Here is a 20,844-nt window from a genome sequence, read left to right as displayed (position 1 = left end):
TCCATTGACAAACTGGAAAAATAACCGTTATTCTATCGTTTAACTAAAAAACAATGAAAAAACCCTTACAACTCATACCCATCCCGGGTAGCTTCATCCGAGCATCGCTCCTGCTGCTCTGCCTGTCCATACTGGCTGCCACGAGCCTGTATGCCCGCGAAAATGCCCCCCTCGACCGGACGATTACCGGCAGTGTCAAAGACGAAAAAGGAGAAGGTCTGCCCGGTGTCAGCGTGGTTCTGAAAGGGACCACCCGGGGAACGTCGACCAATGCCGAAGGAACGTACCGGATGGATGTACCGGAAAACAATGCCACCCTGATTTTTTCGTTCGTGGGCTATGTCTCTAAAGAAGTGATTGTGGGCAACCAGACCCGGATCGATGTTCAGTTAGCCGCCGACAACAAAGCCCTCGAAGAAGTGGTCGTTGTGGGGTACGGTTCGCAACGGAAACAGGATATTACCTCCGCGGTTTCGGTTATCAACATGAAAGACATCGGCGAGCAACCGGCCAACAACATGAACCAGATGTTGCAGGGTCGCGCTGCGGGGGTCGTTGTCAAAACGAAAAGTGGTACGCCAGGTGGTGCCTTTGAAGTGCGCGTGCGGGGTGTCGGTTCGCTGGGTGCCGGTAGTAACCCATTGTACGTTATCGACGGTTTTGCCGTAGGAACATCCGTCGGCCAGAACCTGAACCCGAATGACATCGAAAGCATCTCGGTGTTGAAAGATGCCGCTTCGACGGCTATTTACGGAGCCAGAGGTTCTAACGGGGTCGTTTTGATTACGACCAAAAATGCGAAGGAAGGTAAAACCAATGTAGGTTTTTCGCTGGATTACGGTATTCAGTCGCTGCCCATGACCCGACGGGTGAAAATGCTGAACGGGGTGGAATTTGCCCAGTTTAAGAAAGAGATTTTTGAAGATCAGATCCGTATTTTGCAAAAACGGGAGCCGACACTCGACGAAGTGCCCATCGGTTTTCGCTATCCGGAGCAAACCAAGTATTCGACCGACTGGTACGGATTGATTCTAAACGATAATGCTCCGTATACCGACGCTAACCTGAACATTACCTCCGGTCAGGGGCCGCTGAAAGCCATGATTTCGGCAGGGTATTACAAGGAAAACGGAACCGTCAAGAAAACGAATTATGACCGGTTTTCGATTCGTTCCAACCTCGGTGGTCAGGTCAACAAGTTCATCAATGTGGGTTTGAATATCAACGGCACCTATACCCGTCAAAATCTGGCCAATACCGACGGCCGGAGTGCGTTGCTGGGTGGTGCGTTATTGATGGATCCACGGGATACGCCTTACAATGCAGACGGAAGCCTGAAGCCGTATAGCAATGGGGTCGACGGCGTATTCGGTTTCCCGAACCCCCTGTACGTTCTGGAAAATGTGCTGCGCAGAAGAAGCATCGCCGATCTGTTGACCAATGCGTTTGTCGAAGTCTCGTTCCTGAAAGATTTCAAGTTCAGAACGTCGGCCAACATCAAGCTGAACAACAATACGTACAAGGAATACGTCCCGTCGACGATCGGTTTGTCGGTAGCGTCAGGTACAGCGGGTGCTCCTCCGCGGATTGCGACTGAAACGGATAATACGGAAGAACTGGTCAATTATTCGTTGGATCAGTTGTTGACGTACAATCCAAAAATCGGTGATCAGCACAACCTGGATTTCCTGGTGGGTTACACGGCTCAGCAGGAGCGCGTGCGCGGATTTACCGGTTCAGGTAATACATTCCCTGATGATCTGGTTCCCTTCTTAGGATCCGCTTCCATTCGTTCGTCGACATCTTACGAATTTGGTTGGGTTAACCTGGCCGCCCTGGCCCGGGCCAACTACTCGTACAAGGACAAATACCTGCTGTCGGCTTCGTTCCGTCGCGAAGGCAGCTCGCGGTTTGGGGCTAAAAACAAATACGGTAATTTCCCGGCGGCCTCGGTGGGCTGGCGGATTTCGGAAGAGTCGTTCATGCCCAAAACGAACTGGCTCTCCGACCTGAAACTCCGCGCCAGCTTCGGGGTGACGGGGAACAACGACATCGGTAACTACCCGAGTTTGGCGTTCGTAGGTGCCAACAACTACATCCTGGGCAATGCGTTTGCCGCCGGCAAAGTCGTTAGCTCGTTTGCCAACTCGGAGCTGAAATGGGAAAAATCGAACCAGTTGGATATCGGTATGGACCTGGCTTTGTTCAACAACAAGCTGACGCTGAACCTGGAGTACTACAAAAAGATTACCAACGACATGCTGCTGCCGATTTCGATTCCAGCCGTATCCGGTTTTACGACCAGCTTGGCCAACATCGGAAAAGTGCAAAACAAAGGGCTTGAAATCGGGGCTGATTTCCGCACCAACATCGGGCCGGTCAACTTCCGGACCAACGCCAACATTACCTTCAACCGCAGTAAAATCCTGGCCATCAAAGGAGCCAATGACATGCTGTACTACGGTAGTTTCTACGGCGGTTACAACGTTCAGAAAGTGGGACGCCCGATCGGGATGATCTACGGCTACAAGAAGATGGGCATTTTCAATACCCAGGCCGAAATCGATGCCTGGCCGAAGCAGGACGGAGCCATTCCGGGTGCCATGAAATTCGCGGATACCAACGGCGACGGCGTGATTACCTACGATACGCAGGACATGGTGGAAATCGGCAATCCGAATCCGGCCTTTACCTGGGCCTGGACTTTTGCCGCCGATTACAAGCGGTTTGACCTGAACGTGATGTTCGTGGGTGCGCAGAACTTCGACGTGTATCGGAACATCGAGGCATCGACGATGAACATGGACGGTGTGTTCAACGTGTTGGACAAAGCCAAAGACCGCTGGCGGTCACCGGAAAATCCAGGCTCGAATCCAAACGCGAAAAACTCGCAGGGGGGTACCAGCTACTTTAAATGGTCACGCGAAAGCAGCGAACGGTATGTCTATGATGGTAGCTACATGTGGCTGAAAACCGTCACCATCGGTTACAACCTGCCGAAAGTGAAATCCATCCTGAGCGATGCACGGATTTTCATAACGGGTAACAACTTGCTCATGTTCACGAAATACCCGGGTAACAACCCGGATGCCGGGGTGCGCGGTGGAACCGAACTAAACAACGACGACGAGTCGTATCCCATTCCGAGAACATTCGCTGCGGGTATCAAATTAAACTTCTAATCGAATCAGACATGAAAAAAATAACCGCAATAGGTACAATTCTTTTTTGTCTTGCTCAGTTTTCGTGCAAAGATGATATGCTGGTGACGACCGACCCAACCCGGATCGGCTCCGACCTCTTTTACAAAACTGAAACCCAATTGTTGCAGGCTTTGAACGGGGTATATGGTCAATTACAGACCATTACGACATCGGCTTACATCTTTCAGGAGTTTCCGTCGGACAACACGACCCTCGATTTCAACCCGCTCGACCGCGGGGGTGCGGCCGGTTGGGAAGCGTTCGAATTTTCGACCGTCAACCAGGGAAATGGGGAGATTGCCAACGTCTGGAATCAGTATTATTCCATGATGTACAACATCAACTATACGCTGGAGAAAATGGCGGGAAGTTCGGTCGACGCGGCTGTAAAAGCCCCCATCGAAGGTCAGCTGAAGTTTATCAGAGCGTATGCCTACTTTAATCTGGTCCAATACTTTGGCGACGTTGTGCTGGTGACCAAAACCCTCGACAAACCGGATGCGGCTTTTGACCTGACGCGTTCTCCACAAACCGAAGTGTGGGCCCAGATTGAAAAAGATCTGAAAGAAGCTGTAGCAGTGCTTCCCGCTTCCTACCCGACATCTCAGGCCGGACGGGTGACCAAAGGGGCTGCGTTGAGTTTATTGGGTAAAACCTATCTGACGCAGAAGAAATACGCCGATGCCGTCACCACGCTGAAGCAGGTTACCGGTTATACGCTGAACCCGCTGTATGCCGACAACTTCAATCCGGCGAAAAAGAATGGTCCCGAATCCATCTTTGAAATTCAGTTTCAGGGCGGTAATGACCTTGGCGAGTGGAGTTCTTTTGCCTACACCTTTGCACCCCGGTTGTCGGCCGGAGCCGTTACCGGTTTTGCCAACACCACGCCGGGCGGACGGAACATTCCAACCAACGACATGATTGCGGCTTATGAACCGGGCGACCTGCGCAAAGATGTTTCTCTGAAAACCAGCTATACCTTGAACGGAACGGTCGTTAATATTCCGTATATCATCAAGTTTACGTATCCGCACACCATTACCGGTCGGACGGATAACAACTGGCCGGTGTTGCGGTATGCCGACGTCTTGCTGATGCTGGCGGAATCGATCAATGAAGCGACCGGCCCATCGGCTGAGGTTTTTGATTACCTGAATCAGGTTCGGAAACGGGCCGGTCTGGCAGCCGTTGCGGGGCTGGACAAAGTGGCCCTTCGCGATGCCATTATGAAAGAACGCCGAGTGGAACTGGCTTTTGAAAACCACCGCTGGTTCGATTTGCGCAGAACCAAAACGCCCGCCGAGCTAACGGCTTTCATGAATGCGTATGGTGCGAAAGAAAAAGCGAAACCGACTGTCGACCGGGGAGGAATTGCCTTCAACGCACTGGATTATGTGTATACGGACAACGAGTATTACCTTCCAATTCCGGCCCCACAAATCCTGATCAGTAGTAAATTAACCCAAAATCCGGGCTACTAAAAACCGGTGTTGGTTCGTTTAATTTAAAGAGTAGTTTACGGTATGCGGTTTTTGGTTTACGGTTGGCTGGCGCAGGAACAGAATGCTTCCACCACCGTAAACTGAATACCGCAAACCGTAACCCTTTTTTCAACCCCATACAACCCAACATAACCAGTGACCGTTTTAACAGAATCTTTTTGGCTTTGGCAGTTTTTGGGTCGTCTGCATCCGCTGATCGTCCATTTTCCGGTCGGTCTGCTTTGTGTGGCTCTGTTGCTTGAAATCATCGGCTGGTCCCGGAAATCGAACGATATGCGGGCCGGTATTACCGCCCTGGTCTGGATCGGCGCCATCAGTTCGGTGATTGCCGCAGCCTTCGGACTTATTTTGATTAACCAGGAGGAATACGGCGGCCAAACCGTAACTGTCCACCAGTGGTCAGGACTTGCCACCATGGCGCTCGCCCTGATTACGGTTTTTGCACTGCGCTCCGGTCGTCAGGCGTTGTATCGGACGCTGCTTTTTCTGACGGTTTTTGGCGTAACCATTGCCGGTCATTACGGCGCTTTGTTAACGCACGGCGAAGATTACCTGACCAGTGTTTTGCCATTTGGGAGCGAAAAGGAATCGCCTTCGGCACCCAATCCTAACCTTGCCTTCATCAGTACTACGAATCAACCCCTGAATCCCAAGCAGATTGAGGACCTGAACCTGGAAGTCCGGTCCATTCTGGCCCACAACTGCTACAGTTGCCACAGCGCCACCAAAACGAAGGGCGAACTGCGGCTGGACAAGAAAGAACTCCTTTTCAAAGGGGGTGAAAACGGCCCGATTCTGAAAGCCGGTCACCCCGAAGACAGTGATATGATTCGGCGGGTTAAACTCCCGGCGGGTCACGACGACGCCATGCCGACAAAAGGCAAACGGCTCACGGAAAAAGAAATCGCCGTGCTCGAATTCTGGATCAAACAAGGTGCCCCCTGGCCCAGTGGTGCCGAAAAAAGCATTTACCGCGTAGCCGCTCTGGAACCTCGTCTGCCCGCAATTCCGGCGGCAACCGGCGACCTGACCAACCCGATCGACCGGTTTGTTAACGTATACTTCCAGAAGAATAAAATTGCCTGGAAAACCGTGGTGAACGATCATACCTACATTCGTCGGGTGTACCTGGACGTGATAGGATTGTTGCCGACTCCCGAACAGATTCAGGCTTTTACGGCCGATCCGCGCCCGAACAAACGCGAAATTCTGGTAACTGAATTGCTGAATCGCAACGAAGATTACGCCCAGCACTGGCTCACGTTCTGGAATGACGCGCTGCGCAATGATTATTCCGGCACCGGTTACATCACCAAAGGCCGGTTCGACATCACGAAGTGGCTGTATGCGTCACTGAAAAATAATAAACCGTACAACCAGTTTGTACGCGAGCTGGTGAGCCCGACCGAAGAATCGGCCGGATTTATCAAAGGCATCAAGTGGCGCGGAACCATTAATTCGAGCCAAAGTACTGAAATGCAGGCCGCTCAGAACGTGGCGCAGGTCTTGTTAGGACTGAACCTGAAATGTGCATCCTGCCACGACAGTTTCATCAGCGACTGGAAACTGGCCGACTCCTACGCCTTTGCCAACGTATTTTCCGATACGACGCTGGAAATTCACCGTTGCGACAAACCGACCGGCAAAATGGCCGGACGCCGGATTCTGTTCAAGGAACTGGGAACAATCAACGGCGAAGCACCGACGCCCGAACGGCTTCGCCAACTGGCGGAGTTCATGGTACAACCGAAAGATGGACGGCTTTACCGGACGCTCGTAAACCGCATCTGGGCACAATTGCTGGGCCGTGGCCTGGTCGAGCCCGTCGATATGATGGACAACGAACCCTGGAGCCAGGATCTGCTCGACTGGCTGGCATCCGATTTCACGGCCAATGGCTACAACATCAAGCGATTGATGACAACCATCCTGACGTCGAAAACGTATCAGTTACCCTCGATCAGCGTGAAAGACCCAGCCTTGCTGACGGCTCCGACCTACGTGTTTGAAGGCATGGTGCGCCGTCGGTTGTCGGCCGAACAGTTTGCCGACGCCGTCAGCATTGTCTTTAACCCGGTTTATGGCGATACGTCGCTGGCGACCAAACTCCTGCCCGAAACCATCAAGCAGGAAATTCCGTTCCCACGGGCATCGCTCGTGAAAAACGACCCGTTCCTGACCGCTCTGGGTCGTCCGAATCGTGAAACCGTCAGTACCAGCCGGACTTCCCAGGCCAACCTCCTGCAAGCGCTCGAACTGACCAACGGGGCCAAGTTTAACACCGCGCTGAAAAATGGGGCCATCATCTGGAAAGCCAAGTACCCGACTTCGGATCTGATCGTGAAGGAGTTGTATCGAAAAGCCCTGGGACGCGAGCCGCAACCCAAGGAACTGGCCGTTGCCGAGAAAATTGTCGGCAAGAAGCCGAGCATTGAAGGCATCCAGGATCTGGTGTGGGCCATCAGCCTGCACCCTGAATTTCAATTGATTAATTAATTATTCAAGATAATACAACCATGAAAAGCACCTGGAACAGACGGGAATTTCTGCAAAAAACAAGTGCCGCCACGATGGCGGCTTTAGCAGCGAGCGCTCCCATGGCCAGTCTCCTGTCAGGCTGTAAAACCAAGAAAATCGGTCAGACCGACGGTACTGCCGACACGGTTATTCTGCTCTGGATGGCCGGGGGCATGGCCCATACCGAAACCTTCGATCCGAAGCGGTATACCCCTTTCGAAACCGGTATGGAAGGAAACCGGGTTCTGAGTACGTTCAAATCGGCTCCAACGGTTTTGGACGGCATTCATTTTTCGGAAGGACTTCAGTCCATCGGGAAAGTGATGGACAAGGGAACGCTGATCCGGTCGTATGTTTCGGCCGATCTGGGCTTTATTCTGCATTCGCGGCACCAATACCACTGGCATACCTGTTACGAACCACCTCAAACCGTTGCCGCTCCGCACATTGGCTCCTGGATTGCCAAGGAACTCGGGCCGAAAAACCCGGTTATTCCGGCGTTTATCGACATTGGTCAGCGGTTTACGGTGGGCGAAGCCGAAGAGTTGAAGGCCTTCCACACCGCCGGTTTTCTGGGCAATGAATTTGGTCCTTTCTTTATCCCCGACCCCAGTCAGGGACTGGAAAGCGTGCGTCCGCCGGTGGGGATGAATTCGAGCCGGTTTGAACGTCGGAACCAGCTATACAACGACCTGGTGAGCAACAGCCCGATCGGTGAGTTTGGCAGCGACTACCAGAAAGAATCGCTCAAACGTTCGATGGAGCAGGCCTATATGCTTCTAAATTCGCCCGAAGCAAAGGTCTTTGACCTGAGTACGGAGCCGAAAGAAAGCTACGATATCTACAATACCGGTAAGTTTGGCCTGGGCTGTCTGCTGGCCCGCCGGTTGACCGAACAGGGCGCGCGGTTTATCAGTGTGACCACCGAATACGAACCGTTCAAAGGGTTTGACACCCACGAAAACGGCCATACGCGGATGGTGGACATGAAGAAACTGATCGACGGCCCGGTGGCCCAACTCGTGGCGGATCTGGACAAAACCGGTCACCTGGATCGGACGATGATCATTCTCGCCAGCGAATTCAGCCGCGACATGATGGTCGAAGGTCGTCCGGGCGAGAAAGTAAAAGAACAGGTGAACCAGCCGGACATTCTGTCGGACATGAAGTTTTACGGAATGCACCGTCACTTTACCGACGGTGCCTCGGTGCTGATGTTTGGCGGGGGGATCAAGCGCGGGTTTGTGTACGGAAAAACCGCTGACGAACGCCCGTGTAAATCCATCGAAAATCCGGTAAAAATCGACGGCATCCACCAGACCATCTACCACGCGCTGGGCATTGCGCCGGACACCCAATACGAAATCGAAAAACGCCCCTTCTACACGACGCCTGACGGCAAGGGAAAAGCCGTTATGGACTTATTATCCTAAAAAAACGCTCTTTTTTGCAAAAAACAGCAGAGTAAAGGATAGTTATTGCCTTACCTCTCCGTAAATTGAACTAATTTGATAATAACTTGTAGTTTGCTCATGCATTTAATGCATCCGTGCAAGCTTCAGGTTTGATTTTTATTATTCCTAAAAGCACCACCTTAACGTCGTAAGTGAAACTTAACCAAATCTCAAACATGCTCTAAGTCAAAACAATGAAAACGAGTCCAGGATGTCAGAATCGTCAGGGCCTCACCTCCACGTCAACGTGGGGCGTTCATTTTCTTAAACTATTTACCTTCTCGATTATGAAAAGATGTATTACTCCATTGGGTGATCCCCGATTTTATGTAAAACAGATGCTGGTTCCGTGTCTGTTAGTGAGTTTAGTAACCAGCACCGTTTGGGCCAATACCGATGGTGATGTCAGTAAGAACAAGCCAACAACCAATGCCCCGGCCGTTCTGGCCGATGTTACCGGAACAGTAACCGACGAATCCGGTTCCGGCCTGCCCGGTGTCAACGTCGTTGTGAAAGGCTCCAGCCAGGGAACCACGACCGATGCCCAGGGTAAATTCAAAATTTCTGTTACCAGCGAACGGGCGGTTTTGGTTTTCAGCTCCGTGGGTTACCTGAAACAGGAAATTACCGTTGGCTCGCAAACCAACCTGACGATCAAAATGAAGCCCGATGACCAGACGCTGTCGGAAGTGGTCGTGGTCGGTTACGGTAGCCAGTTGAAAAAAGAAGTAACCGGTGCCGTTCAAACCGTATCCGCAAAGGAACTGAAAGACATTCCGGTTTCGCAGGTGACTCAGAAATTACAGGGGCGTCTGGCGGGGGTTCAAATCAACCAGACGACGGGGAAACCCGGTCAGGGGATGTCGGTCCGGATTCGGGGCCAGTTATCGGTTTCGGCCGGTAGCGATCCGCTGTACGTAGTCGATGGTTTTCCGATTACCGGTAGCATTGGTGCCATCAACCCCGATGAAATTGAGGAAATTACGGTATTGAAAGATGCCTCTTCAACCTCGCTGTACGGTTCACGGGCTGCCAACGGCGTTGTGCTGGTGACGACCAAGCGCGGAAAAGCGGGTCAGACCAGCGTCAGTTTCAACGCCTATTACGGCATGCAGCAGGTTCCGGAAAAAGGCCGGGTTAAAATGCTGAACGCCGTTGAATTTGCGCAGTTCAAAAAAGAATACTACGAAGATCAGGGCCAGGCGGTTCCGGTCGAATTCCAGAATCCTTCACAATACGAAGGAAAAAACAACGACTGGTATGGCGCCCTGCTGCGGAAAGCTCCCATTCAGAGCTACAACCTGAGTATTTCATCGAACACGGAAAAATCCAGAACGTCGATTGTTGCCGGGGTCTTCAATCAGGAAGGGGTGGTTTTGAATACCAAATACAACCGCTATTCCCTTCGGATGAATACGGATTACGACATCTCTGAAAAAGTCCGGGTTGGCTTTAACGTGGCTCCGCAATATGTTTTCGATAACACGCCCCGTACCGACGGTGACCGCGGAACCGGTATTCTTTTCAACGCTTTGCACACCTGGCCGGTGATGCCGATTTACGATGCAAACGGTGAATTGACCAAGTTTAACCAGTTCCCGGGCAGTACGGGGAACATCTTTGCTTATCCGAACTGGGTACGGGCCGCCAAGGAACTGGTCAACGAAACCAAACAGACCAAGATCCTGAGCAATGCGTACATTCAATATAGCCCGATCAAAGGTCTGAACCTGAAATCGACAATCAACGTCGAGTTTGAAAACAACAAGTTTTTCTTCTTCAACCCGTCGACGGCTACGAGCGCAATCAACGTTCCGATTCCAACCACGGCCGTTTCGATCCGTCAAAGTCTGGAGAACGTAGGTTGGCTGAACGAAAATACGGCTACCTACTCGCGGTCTTTCGGCGAGCACAACTTCGAATTGCTGGGCGGTTTTACGAACCAGCGGTACCACCAGGAATTCTCCCGAATTCAGGCCGACACCTACGCCGACGACCGGCTGCCAACAATCCAGGGCGCGCTGAACATCAACCGGGGTGGTACGACCAATGGCGTGAACGAATGGACACTGACGTCGTATCTGTCGCGTTTGTCGTATAACTACAAAGGAAAATACCTGCTGACGGCCGCAATCCGGACGGACGGTTCTTCGCGGTTCGGTTCGGCCAACCGCTGGGGTACGTTCCCGTCGGTATCCGCTGGCTGGGTTATTTCGGATGAAGATTTCGTAAAAAGTATCTCACAGGTGTCTTTTGCTAAACTGCGGGCCAGCTACGGGGTAATCGGTAACAACAACATCGGTAACTACACCCAATACGCGCTGGTGAACAACACCGTCAACTCGGTTTTTGGTAGTACCGTAGCCACGGGTGCCGCGGTAACCTCCCTGGCGAACAACAACCTGGGTTGGGAAACGACCAAACAGCTTGACTTAGGCTTAGACCTGGGTATTCTCAACGACCGGATTCAGTTCACGTATGACTACTATTCGAAACGGACTACCAACCTGTTGTACGCCGTACAGATTCCACAGGAAGCCGGTTTTGGTAACTTCAACGATAACATCGGTGAGATTAAATTCTGGGGCCACGAATTCGCTCTGACAACCCGTAACACGGAAGGCAAACTGAAATGGACGACCAACGCCAACATTTCGTTCAACCGGAACAAGGTGGTTTCGCTGGCTCCGGGCATCGACCGCGTATACGGTTCGTTCCACATTACGCAGGTGGGTCAGCCGTTCGGCCAGTTCTACGGTTTGATCAAGGAAGGGTACTACCAAAACGCGGAAGAGCTGAAAAACTCACCGATCATTCCGGGTCGCTCGGCCATTGGTACGATCAAAATGAAAGATGTGAACGGCGACGGCGTAATTACGTACGGTGGTGATGCCGATGACCGCACCATCATTGGCACGCCCTTCCCGAAATTCCTTTACGGGATTACCAACACCCTGACGTACGGAAACTGGGATTTCTCCGTCGTAGGATCGGGTTCATACGGTAACCAACTCTGGGTTCGCCACCTCTACAGCACGGCCAACCTCGATGCGGTTTTCAACATGGTTGCAGGTGTGAAAGATCGTTTCCGGGTCCAAAACAACGCAGCGGGCGTGGCTACGACCGTCATCACGCCGGGTGCCGGCATGTTTGGCGCCACCAATAACGGCGGTAACTTTACCGGTATCGAACGCGACTGGAACAGTACGCAATTCCTGGCCGATGCCTCGTTCTTCACGATCAAAAACATCACGCTGGGTTACAACATCGGTGCGATCAACAAATTCTTTAAATCGGCTCGTCTCTACGCTTCCATCCAACAGGTGTATGTATTCACGAAATACACCGGTGGACCAAACCCGGAAACCAGTGCACAAGGTGATGGAAATGGCGATGGTGGTAACCTGAGCCAGGGGGTTGACTTCTCCAGCTACCCGGTTCCACGTACCTACACGCTGGGCATCAACCTGAATTTCTAAGTCTGGCCGATTTTTAAACTATTTAATTCTGATCAGGAATGAAAACAAAATACATCGCAGCCGGGCTTATGGCTTTTGTCTTAAGCAGTTGCAAGGATTTCTTAGTCGTTGTGCCCGAAACCGCTCTGAGTTCGGCCACTTTTTTCAGCAAGGAAGCTGACTTCCAGCAGGCTGTCAATGCGGCCTATGCACCGCTTCGGCAGATGTTTAACGAGCGGGCCTGGGTGTTGGAGGAGATGCACTCCGATAATACCTACTATGGTCGGAACACACTGTATGGTGCCGTTGATGCCACGGAGAACGTTGCCGATTTTGCGGTTCCAACGGCTAACGGTGTAACGGCCAACGATAACGTGCTGGTGCAGTATCGCCTTAATTACCAGATCATTGCGCGAGCCAATCAGATTCTAACGACCATTGACGCAGTCAATTTTGGAGCTGACTCCAAAAACAATTTGAAAGGACAGGCTCAGTTCCTGCGGGCCTTTGCTTATTTTGATCTGATCCGCCTGTTTGGTAAAGTTCCACTGCACTTAACGCCGGTTACCAGTCGCGAAGATGCGGCTTCACCGCTGGCAACGGCCGATCAGGTCTACGCGCAAATTGAAAAAGACGCGACAGACGCTAGCAAAGGCCTGTTGAATAAAGCGAAACAGGAAGCCGGACGCGCCACCTCGGGTGCGGCTAAAACGCTGCTGGCAAACCTATACATCACCCAGAAAAAATGGGCTCAGGCAGAAACCGTGCTGAAGGATGTTGTGGCTAACGACGGTTATATGTTGATGCCTGATTACAACAATGCCTTTTCGTTCACGGCTACCAACAAGAACAACCAGGAGTCGATTTTTGAAATTCAGTATATGGAAGGATCTGCGGGCTACAACGGTAACCAGATGTACCGCTTCATGCCTTCGCCGATCACCGCGGCTGAGTTGCAACCGTTTACCGGAACTTCGAATGCGCAGCCTACCTCGCAGGAGAGTAACAACATTCCGACACCGGACCTGATTGCGGCCTATGAAACCGGCGATAAACGGAAGGATATCTCCATTGGTTACGTAACCCTCAGCCAGAGTCTGCGGGACAACAAGGTGTATCCGTACATCAAAAAATACGTTCGGCCGCACTCGCTGCACAACAACACGGGCCAGAACTGGCCGGTTTACCGCTATGCGGAAGTACTGCTGTTCCTGGCAGAAGCCTTGAACGAGCAGGGAAAAACCGCCGACGCAGCTACCTATCTGAATCAGGTACGGGCCCGGGCCGGTCTGGCCGCTACCACGGCTACGTCGCAGGCTACCATGCGGGAAGCCATCTTTAAGGAAAGACGCGTTGAACTGGCTTTCGAAAACAAACGCTGGTTTGATTTGACCCGGACGGGCCGTGTGAAGGAAATCATCGGTGCGTACGGTGCGAAAGTGAAGGCCAATCCGCTGGACTACTATTTCCCGAAAGGGGCGGTTCCGCCACCAAACGCCTTTACGGTTCTGGACGACTACTATGGTCTGCCAGCCGTTGAAGCGGCTTTGACGCCTAATTTTTAATGACCTTACCCCGACCGGTTTTTCCGAAAACCGGTCGGGTTTTTATTCTTTTTAGCCGCTTTGCGTAGCGCTGACAAATACGATTTCGAGTTGCTCACCTGGTTTTATGAAGAAACGTACGTTAGTCATTAGGTTGGTCAGTCTGGCCGGTTTAGCCTGCGGGCCGGAACCGAACGCGTCGGCTGAGTCCAGCGAATGGTTTCCGTATTTTGACTTCGATGCCGCCACGTTTCAAAAAGCGCCCCGGGCATTTGGCCCCTTTACCCGCTGGTGGTTACCCGGCAACGCCATCACGAGCGAGGAACTCCGGCGCACAATTAAAGTACTGGCCGACAACGGTTTTGCCGGTGTTGAAGTGCAACCCCTCACGATAGGTACGAACCCGAAAGCTCGCTGGCAGGCTCCTGCCGACATAAATGGGCGGATTGTTGTCGCCGGGTCGATTCCGACCGTCGGAAATCCGTCGTTCATTGCTTCATCCAAAACAAACTACGTCATCGATCACCTCGATCCGATGATCGTTGACAAAACCTACGATTACCTCCTTCCCGAAAACGATAACATAAAGACCGCAACCGGAAACGACAGCTACGAAGTATCACCTTACGGTTGGATGGAGCGGTATGCGTCCGGAAACGATCAACGGACATACAAGTCCGACGAAAGCGTTTATTCGGCTTCTTTCACCCAGAAAACCGTTGATCCGGCGATGCATTACGGCGTGGCTTTGGGCAAAGTATTTTTTACAGCGAATGTATCCGTTTATGGCAAGTCAGTAGGAAAAAGGCTCTTTGCGCCTTATCAACTTGATGTGACCAAATTCCCGAAACCGGGTGAAAATACCCTGACAGTACAGGTTACGACATCCCGCCGAAATGGCTTTATTGGCGAGGCTGTACGAAGAAATGAAAAGTATGCGCAGTTCAGGGGGAAGAAAATACATTACTTCCGGCCGGACTGGCCGAACCGGTTCGTATTCCGGGAATCAGTCGGGACAGTCAGCCAAAACGATTTTAAGATAAAAACCGGATCGTTACCGGTGGTCTTCGGACAAATAGTAACAGTACTTAATTAAACCTTTATCTAATTTTCTTATGTTTTCACGCTTCAACGCAGCCAAACTCGTGTTATCGGTCTCGGCTCTTGTTTTGGTCGGAGCATCCTGGGTGACCTTACGGTATCCGGAAACGAACCGCCAGGGGGCCGAAAGTCCGAAAGTCGACAAGCTAAAACTGCTGCCCGGTTTTAAGGCAGAACATTTGTACAGTCCCTCCGAAAATAACCAGGGTTCCTGGGTTTCGATGACGTTTGACGACAAAGGTCGTATGATTTGCTCCGATCAATACGGCGGTCTATTCCGACTGACTATTCCGAAGATCGGTTCCGGCTCGACCAAACCCACCGTTGAGAAATTGAGCGTTGGCAAGGATACGTTGGGAATGGGCTATGCCCAGGGATTGCTCTATGCATTCAATAGCCTTTATGTAATGGTCAATAACCGGTCTAATCCCCGTTTTCCGAAGTCCAGCGGTTTATACCGCCTGCAGGATTCGGACGGTGACGACCAATACGATAAGGTTACCTTGCTCCGGGAATTGAAAGGCGAAGGAGAACACGGACCACACAGCGTTGTGTTGTCCCCGGATAAAAAATCGCTTTATGTGGTTGCCGGTAACCACACGGACGTTCCCCAGATGGATGCTTACCGGTTGCCCTCTAACTGGAAAGAAGACAACCTGTTTCCGTTGATCAAAGATCCTCGTGGCCATGCCAACGACCGGATGGCGCCGGGTGGCTGGGTCGCCAATATCGACCCCGAAGGAAAACGCTGGGAACTGATCGGAGCCGGTTTCCGGAACGAGTTCGACGTGGCTTTTAACGAAAACGGGGACATGTTCACCTACGATTCCGACATGGAGTGGGATTTTGGTACCCCCTGGTATCGTCCGACCCGCATTTGCCACGTTCCGAGCGGAGCCGAATTTGGCTGGCGCACGGGGAACAGCAAATGGTTGCCCGGCAATCCGGACAATTTACCTCCCCTGGTGAACATTGGCCAGGGCTCCCCGACCAACGTTTTTTACGGCTCAAATGCGAAGTTTCCCCAAAAATACCGCCAGTCGCTGTACGCGTTTGACTGGAGTTTCGGGATTATTTACTCGATTCACCTCAAACCAAAAGGCGCGACCTACGAAGGCGAACGCGAAGAATTTATTTCGGGCTCTCCCCTGCCGCTGACGGACGGTTCGATCGGTCCCGACGGTGCCATGTACTTCCTGGTCGGTGGTCGTCGACTGGAATCGGATCTGTACCGGGTTTATTACAACGGTTCCGAGTCGACGTCAACCGCACCTTTGACGCCCAACATCACAGCCGAGCATAAACTGCGGACCAGTCTGGAACAATACCACCTGGAGCCCAATCCGGCGGCTTTAGCCGCTGCCTGGCCGAATTTGAACCACCCCGACCGGTTTGTCCGTTACGCGGCCCGGATTGCTGTGGAACATCAGCCGGTCGCTCAGTGGCAAGATAAGGCACTGGCCGAAACCAATCCGCAGCGCGCAACGCAGGCCATCGTAGCCCTGGCCCGGCAAGGCAGCGAATCCGTAAAAAGCGGAGCCATCAATACGCTGTTGAAAATTAACTTTGCTCAACTGCCGGAATCGCAGCAATTCGATGTGCTGCGGGCTTTTGAGCTGATTTTCCTTCGGATGGGCGCCCCTGCCGACGCCGACAAAGCCAAAGTAATTGCTTATTTGAATCCGTATTATCCGGCCAAAACCGCCTTGTTGAACCGGGGACTGAGTAAAGTGCTGATCTACCTGGAAGCGCCGGGTGTTGTGTCCAAAACACTGGCATTGATGGAAAAGAAAGAAGAACCGGGCATGGCCGATCTTAATCTGACACCTTCAACGGCATCTTCCGATTTGATTCTGCGCAACCCGCAGTATGGTCTGGACATTGCCAAAATGCTGGAAAAAGTACCGCCACTGCAACAGACCTACTACGCCGTGATGCTGAGCCGCGAAGAAACCGGCTGGACGCCCGAACTGCGGAACAAATACTTCACCTGGTTCGGAAATGCGTTCAAATACCAGGGTGGCCGTAGTTACGTTGGTTTTATTGACCGCGCCCGCAAACTGGCATTGGCCCATGTTCCTAAAGACCAGTTTGACAAGTATAACAAAATGTCTGGTGCCGAATTGCTCACATCGTCAGGTAATGACCTGTCGATGGGCTATGCGCCCAAAGGCCCCGGTCGGCGCTGGCAGTTAGACGATGCCGTTGCTGCCGTTGGTGAAGATCTGAAAGGACGTAATTTTGAGGAAGGCAAAAAAATCTATGGTGCCATTCTCTGTAGTCGTTGTCACTCCGTTCAGGGCTCAGGAGGTGATGTAGGTCCGGATTTGACGCAACTCGGTACCCGGTTTTCAAACAAAGATATTCTGGACGCCATCATCAACCCGAACAAAGCGGTTTCGGACCAGTATGCGTCCACCATTTACTACCTGAAAAACGGGCAATCGGTTGTCGGTCGCCAGCTTTCTGAGGATAAAGTGAATTATACGATTTCCCAGAACCCGTTTGCTACGGATCAAACCCGGAAACTTCCGAAGAAAGATGTAACTTCTACCAAGTTTTCGACGGAATCGATCATGCTGCCGGGCCTGATCAACTCGCTGAATCCGGAGGAATTGAAAGATCTGATGGCATTCCTGAAAGCGGGCGGAAACCCGGATAACGCTGTGTACAAAGGCGGTAGCGGAGCATCAAAAGGCGATAAATAAATTGACCAAAATCCCTGGTTCTTCCGTTACATGAGGAATCAGGGATTTTGCGTTTTGGTAGAAAATAGTCCAAGTGTTAAAAATCGAAAATGCCATGCTGAAAAAATCAGATGTTAAATTTCTTGCCACCGGACTGGCATTGACAACATTGTTAACCGGCGGTTTAGCGACGGTTTCGGTGGGTCAGACGAAGCAGGAAAAAAAAGAAGGCTACGTAAAAATATTTGACGGAAAATCCCTGAAAGGCTGGGACGCCGACCCGACGTACTGGCGGGCCGAAAACGGTAATCTGGTCGGTGAAATTACCCCAACAACCCTCCTCAAAACCAACAATTTTATCATCTGGAAAGGCGGCCAACCGGCTGATTTCGAGCTCAAAGGTGAATTTAACATTACTGAAAGTGGTAACTCCGGTATCAATTACCGCAGTGAACAACTGACCGACATTCCCTTCGCACTCCGGGGCTATCAGGCTGACATCGACGGCAAGAAAAACTACACGGGTCAGAATTACGAGGAACGCAAGCGGACGACGCTGGCGTACCGGGGGCAGAAAACCACCATCAAGCCCTACACGGGTCCGGCAACTCCGGAAGGCATTCGGGCCAACGTCAGCCGGAATGCCTGGAATGGCCTGACCGTAACCGGTTCATTGGGTAGTTCGGACTCGTTGAAGGCTTTTATTAAAAGCGACGACTGGAACACGTTCCACCTGATCGTGAAAGGCAACAAACTGCAGCATTACATCAACGGTATCCTGATGAGTGAAGTAACCGACGAAGACACGGTTAACGGAGCCGCCAAAGGAATGCTGGGCGTTCAGGTGCACGTCGGCCCGCCGATGAAGGTGCAATACCGCAATCTGTTGCTGAAAGAAATAAAATAAGTTACGGTGTCCGGTTTACCGTTTACGGTTTTCGGGAGCTGACGCATGAACAGAAATGCGTCAGCTCCCGAAAACTGAAAACGGTAAACCGTAAACTTTAAACAGATTTGACACAACCAAACTGGCATACCAAACTTTCTCACCCGGCGCAATGGGGCGGAATCGAAACCGCTGTGCTGGACAACGGCGCCGGACGCGGTACACGCATTGCCTGGATCAATACCGGTACCGGATTGCGTTACAAAGTGGTGATCGACCGGGCGATGGACATCGCCGATGCGTTTTATAACCAATACGGTTTGGCCTGGCTGAGCCATTCCGGCATTACCCCTCCGCAGCCGTTTTCGGATAAAGGAATCGACTGGCTTCGTACGTTCAACGGCGGTTTGCTGGTTACCTGTGGCCTCACGCACGTGGGCGGTCCTGAATCGGATGCCTACGGCGAGCGCGGTTTGCACGGTGAAATCAGCAACATTCCGGCCGAAATCGAATCCATCATTCAGCCTGATCCGGCCATCGGCAAGATGGACATGAGCATCACCGGGATAATTCGCCAGACGCGGGTTTTCGGTCCGAGTCTGGAATTACGACGGACGATTTCCGGCACGCTTGGGCAGCCGACCATCCGGATTCACGACGAGGTGATCAACCGGGCCAACACGCCCGCTCCGCACATGCTGCTGTACCATTTCAATTTTGGCTGGCCGCTGGTCGACGAAGGAACTGATCTGATCTGGAAAGGCCCCTGGCAACCCCGGCATCCCGATCAGGAGAATTTTATTTTTGTGGAAGGGAATAACTTCCGGAAATGCCCGGCTCCGCTGGAAAGCCACAGCGGTTTTGGGGAAGAAGTCGCCATTATCGACGCCACCCCGGACGACAGCGGAACCTGTACGGCCGGTTTGTACAACGCCCAGCTCGGTTTTGCGCTGGCGATGCGGTTTCAGAAATCGCAGCTTCCCTGGCTGACCAACTGGCAGCACTGGGGCGCGGGCGAATACGTGACGGGCATCGAACCCGGCACCCATCCACCGATGGGACAGGCCAAAGCCCGGGAGTTGAACGAACTGATTTTTCTGGCGCCGGGCGAAAGCCGCAGTTACAATGTGGAACTTGAAATCCTGAATACCACCGATAAAATCGAACATTTTTTAAATTTGGCTGACTAAAAACAACGAGAAAAATGAGTTTAGCAGAAAAAGCCCTGGAACAGGGAAAAGGAATTTTGCGTTTGGCTCCGACCTGGGTGCCCCGGTCATTCTGTGTTCCCGGACGGAGAATTAAGTTACATCCTGATGATTATTACGTCCTGGGCGGTGAGCGCGGTGGCATCGACGAACGCTGGTTGTCGTCGACAACGCCCGCAAAAAATGGTCCGCTGACCGGCGAAAACGAAGGCTTGAGTGCAGTCGTTTATTCGGACGGCACAACGGAAGAAAAAATTTTATTGAAAGACGCCATCGACGAGCTGAAAGGCGAACTGATTGGCGACCGCTTGTGGAATGAATACGGTGCGTGGCCGATGTATTCCAAGTTTTTCGACAACATGGGGCCACTCCCCCACCACCTCCACCACAACGACGAGCAGGCAGCCCTGATCGGCCAGTTGGGCAAACCGGAGGCTTATTATTTCCCTCCGCAACTGAACAATCACGGCGGTGATTTCCCCTATACGTTCATCGGCATTGCGCCGGGAACGAGCAAAGAACAGATCAAGGAATGCCTGCAGAATTTCACGAAAGGCGATAACAAGATCACCAACTACTCGATGGCCTATCGCCTGGAACCGGGAACGGGCTGGGATGTTCCGCCGGGGCTGCTCCACGCGCCGGGTAGTTTGTGTACGTACGAACCGCAAAAAGCGTCTGACGTTTTTGCGATGTACCAATCCCTTGTCAATGAGGCCATTATTCCGGAAGAATTGCTCTGGAACGGCACGCCGAAAGACCGCATCGGTGACTACGACCAGCTGATGGAAGCCATTGACTGGGACCTGAACGTCGATCCGCAGATGATGGCCAACCGCTACATGGTGCCGAAACCGGTGAAGGATTCCGCCGAAATGGCCGCCGAAGGTTACAGCGAAGTCTGGGTTTGCTACAAATCCGACGCGTTCAGCGCCAAGGAACTGACGGTTTTCCCGGGTCAAACCGTTACCATCAAAGACAGTGCCGCCTACGGAATCATCGTGATGCAGGGACACGGCAAAATGGGCGTTTGGGACATCGAAACCCCGGCCCTGATTCGCTATGGCCAACTGACCAACGACGAATTTTTCATCAGTGAAAAATCCGCCGTGGAAGGTGTTACCATCGTCAACCCGTCGACGACCGATCCGATTGTCATGCTGAAACACTTCGGCCCGGCTAATCCGGATTTAGTATTGTAATGTACCCACGGACTTTAGTCCGTGTTTTCGAGGTAACCAAATAAATAGCTCAAAAAACACGGACTAAAGTCCGTGGGTA

General features: G+C 52.2%; 11 protein-coding genes. All 11 read left to right on the top strand.

Going from position 1 to position 20,844, the window contains the following annotated elements; translation table 11 throughout:
• The first annotated feature begins 53 nt into the window (after positions 1–53).
• The 11 genes from EHT25_RS31615 to EHT25_RS31565 all read left to right on the top strand — a co-directional run bounded on the left by EHT25_RS31615 (position 54) and on the right by EHT25_RS31565 (position 20,765).
• A complete protein-coding gene (locus EHT25_RS31615) occupies positions 54–3,182 on the top strand; it encodes a SusC/RagA family TonB-linked outer membrane protein (protein WP_124879461.1) in 3,129 nt (1,042 codons plus the stop codon).
• Between the two features lie 11 nt (positions 3,183–3,193).
• Positions 3,194–4,687: a RagB/SusD family nutrient uptake outer membrane protein gene (locus EHT25_RS31610; protein WP_124879460.1), complete on the top strand. Its 1,494-nt coding sequence runs from the start codon at positions 3,194–3,196 to the stop codon at positions 4,685–4,687.
• Between the two features lie 156 nt (positions 4,688–4,843).
• Positions 4,844–7,204 carry a DUF1549 domain-containing protein gene (locus tag EHT25_RS31605; RefSeq protein WP_229311870.1) on the top strand — a complete coding sequence of 787 codons (2,361 nt, stop codon included), beginning with the start codon at positions 4,844–4,846 and terminating at the stop codon, positions 7,202–7,204.
• 20 nt (positions 7,205–7,224) lie between these two features.
• Positions 7,225–8,658: a DUF1501 domain-containing protein gene (locus EHT25_RS31600; protein WP_124879459.1), complete on the top strand. Its 1,434-nt coding sequence runs from the start codon at positions 7,225–7,227 to the stop codon at positions 8,656–8,658.
• A gap of 308 nt (positions 8,659–8,966) precedes the next feature.
• A complete protein-coding gene (locus tag EHT25_RS31595; protein ID WP_229311869.1) occupies positions 8,967–12,158 on the top strand; it encodes a SusC/RagA family TonB-linked outer membrane protein in 3,192 nt (1,063 codons plus the stop codon).
• A gap of 38 nt (positions 12,159–12,196) precedes the next feature.
• Positions 12,197–13,702, top strand: a complete 1,506-nt coding sequence (locus tag EHT25_RS31590; protein WP_124879458.1) for a RagB/SusD family nutrient uptake outer membrane protein — start codon at positions 12,197–12,199, stop codon at positions 13,700–13,702.
• 106 nt (positions 13,703–13,808) lie between these two features.
• Positions 13,809–14,777, top strand: a complete 969-nt coding sequence (locus tag EHT25_RS31585; RefSeq protein WP_124879457.1) for a hypothetical protein — start codon at positions 13,809–13,811, stop codon at positions 14,775–14,777.
• A gap of 19 nt (positions 14,778–14,796) precedes the next feature.
• A complete protein-coding gene (locus EHT25_RS31580) occupies positions 14,797–17,490 on the top strand; it encodes a c-type cytochrome (RefSeq protein WP_124879456.1) in 2,694 nt (897 codons plus the stop codon).
• 94 nt (positions 17,491–17,584) lie between these two features.
• Positions 17,585–18,376 (top strand): 3-keto-disaccharide hydrolase, encoded by a 792-nt coding sequence (locus tag EHT25_RS31575; RefSeq protein WP_124879455.1) that lies wholly within the window; start codon positions 17,585–17,587, stop codon positions 18,374–18,376.
• Between the two features lie 107 nt (positions 18,377–18,483).
• Positions 18,484–19,545 (top strand): aldose 1-epimerase family protein, encoded by a 1,062-nt coding sequence (locus EHT25_RS31570; RefSeq protein ID WP_124879454.1) that lies wholly within the window; start codon positions 18,484–18,486, stop codon positions 19,543–19,545.
• A 14-nt stretch (positions 19,546–19,559) separates the two neighbouring features.
• Positions 19,560–20,765 carry a class I mannose-6-phosphate isomerase gene (locus EHT25_RS31565; protein ID WP_124879453.1) on the top strand — a complete coding sequence of 402 codons (1,206 nt, stop codon included), beginning with the start codon at positions 19,560–19,562 and terminating at the stop codon, positions 20,763–20,765.
• Positions 20,766–20,844 lie beyond the last annotated feature (79 nt).

It is taken from the genome of Larkinella rosea, assembly GCF_003858635.1.
In the GTDB taxonomy this organism is placed as follows: domain Bacteria; phylum Bacteroidota; class Bacteroidia; order Cytophagales; family Spirosomataceae; genus Larkinella; species Larkinella rosea.
The sequence above is the reverse complement of the archived record's forward strand: the minus strand, read 5'-3'. Positions and strand labels throughout refer to the sequence as shown.

What these genes read in the sequence shown, in the direction of transcription:
- EHT25_RS31595 (WP_229311869.1), top strand. Translation starts at nt 8,967, where the DNA reads ATGAAAAGATGTATTACTCCATTGGGTGATCCCCGATTTTATGTAAAA.
- EHT25_RS31575 (WP_124879455.1), top strand. Translation starts at nt 17,585, where the DNA reads ATGCTGAAAAAATCAGATGTTAAATTTCTTGCCACCGGACTGGCATTG.
- EHT25_RS31600 (WP_124879459.1), top strand. Translation starts at nt 7,225, where the DNA reads ATGAAAAGCACCTGGAACAGACGGGAATTTCTGCAAAAAACAAGTGCC.
- EHT25_RS31585 (WP_124879457.1), top strand. Translation starts at nt 13,809, where the DNA reads ATGAAGAAACGTACGTTAGTCATTAGGTTGGTCAGTCTGGCCGGTTTA.
- EHT25_RS31615 (WP_124879461.1), top strand. Translation starts at nt 54, where the DNA reads ATGAAAAAACCCTTACAACTCATACCCATCCCGGGTAGCTTCATCCGA.
- EHT25_RS31610 (WP_124879460.1), top strand. Translation starts at nt 3,194, where the DNA reads ATGAAAAAAATAACCGCAATAGGTACAATTCTTTTTTGTCTTGCTCAG.
- EHT25_RS31565 (WP_124879453.1), top strand. Translation starts at nt 19,560, where the DNA reads ATGAGTTTAGCAGAAAAAGCCCTGGAACAGGGAAAAGGAATTTTGCGT.
- EHT25_RS31590 (WP_124879458.1), top strand. Translation starts at nt 12,197, where the DNA reads ATGAAAACAAAATACATCGCAGCCGGGCTTATGGCTTTTGTCTTAAGC.
- EHT25_RS31580 (WP_124879456.1), top strand. Translation starts at nt 14,797, where the DNA reads ATGTTTTCACGCTTCAACGCAGCCAAACTCGTGTTATCGGTCTCGGCT.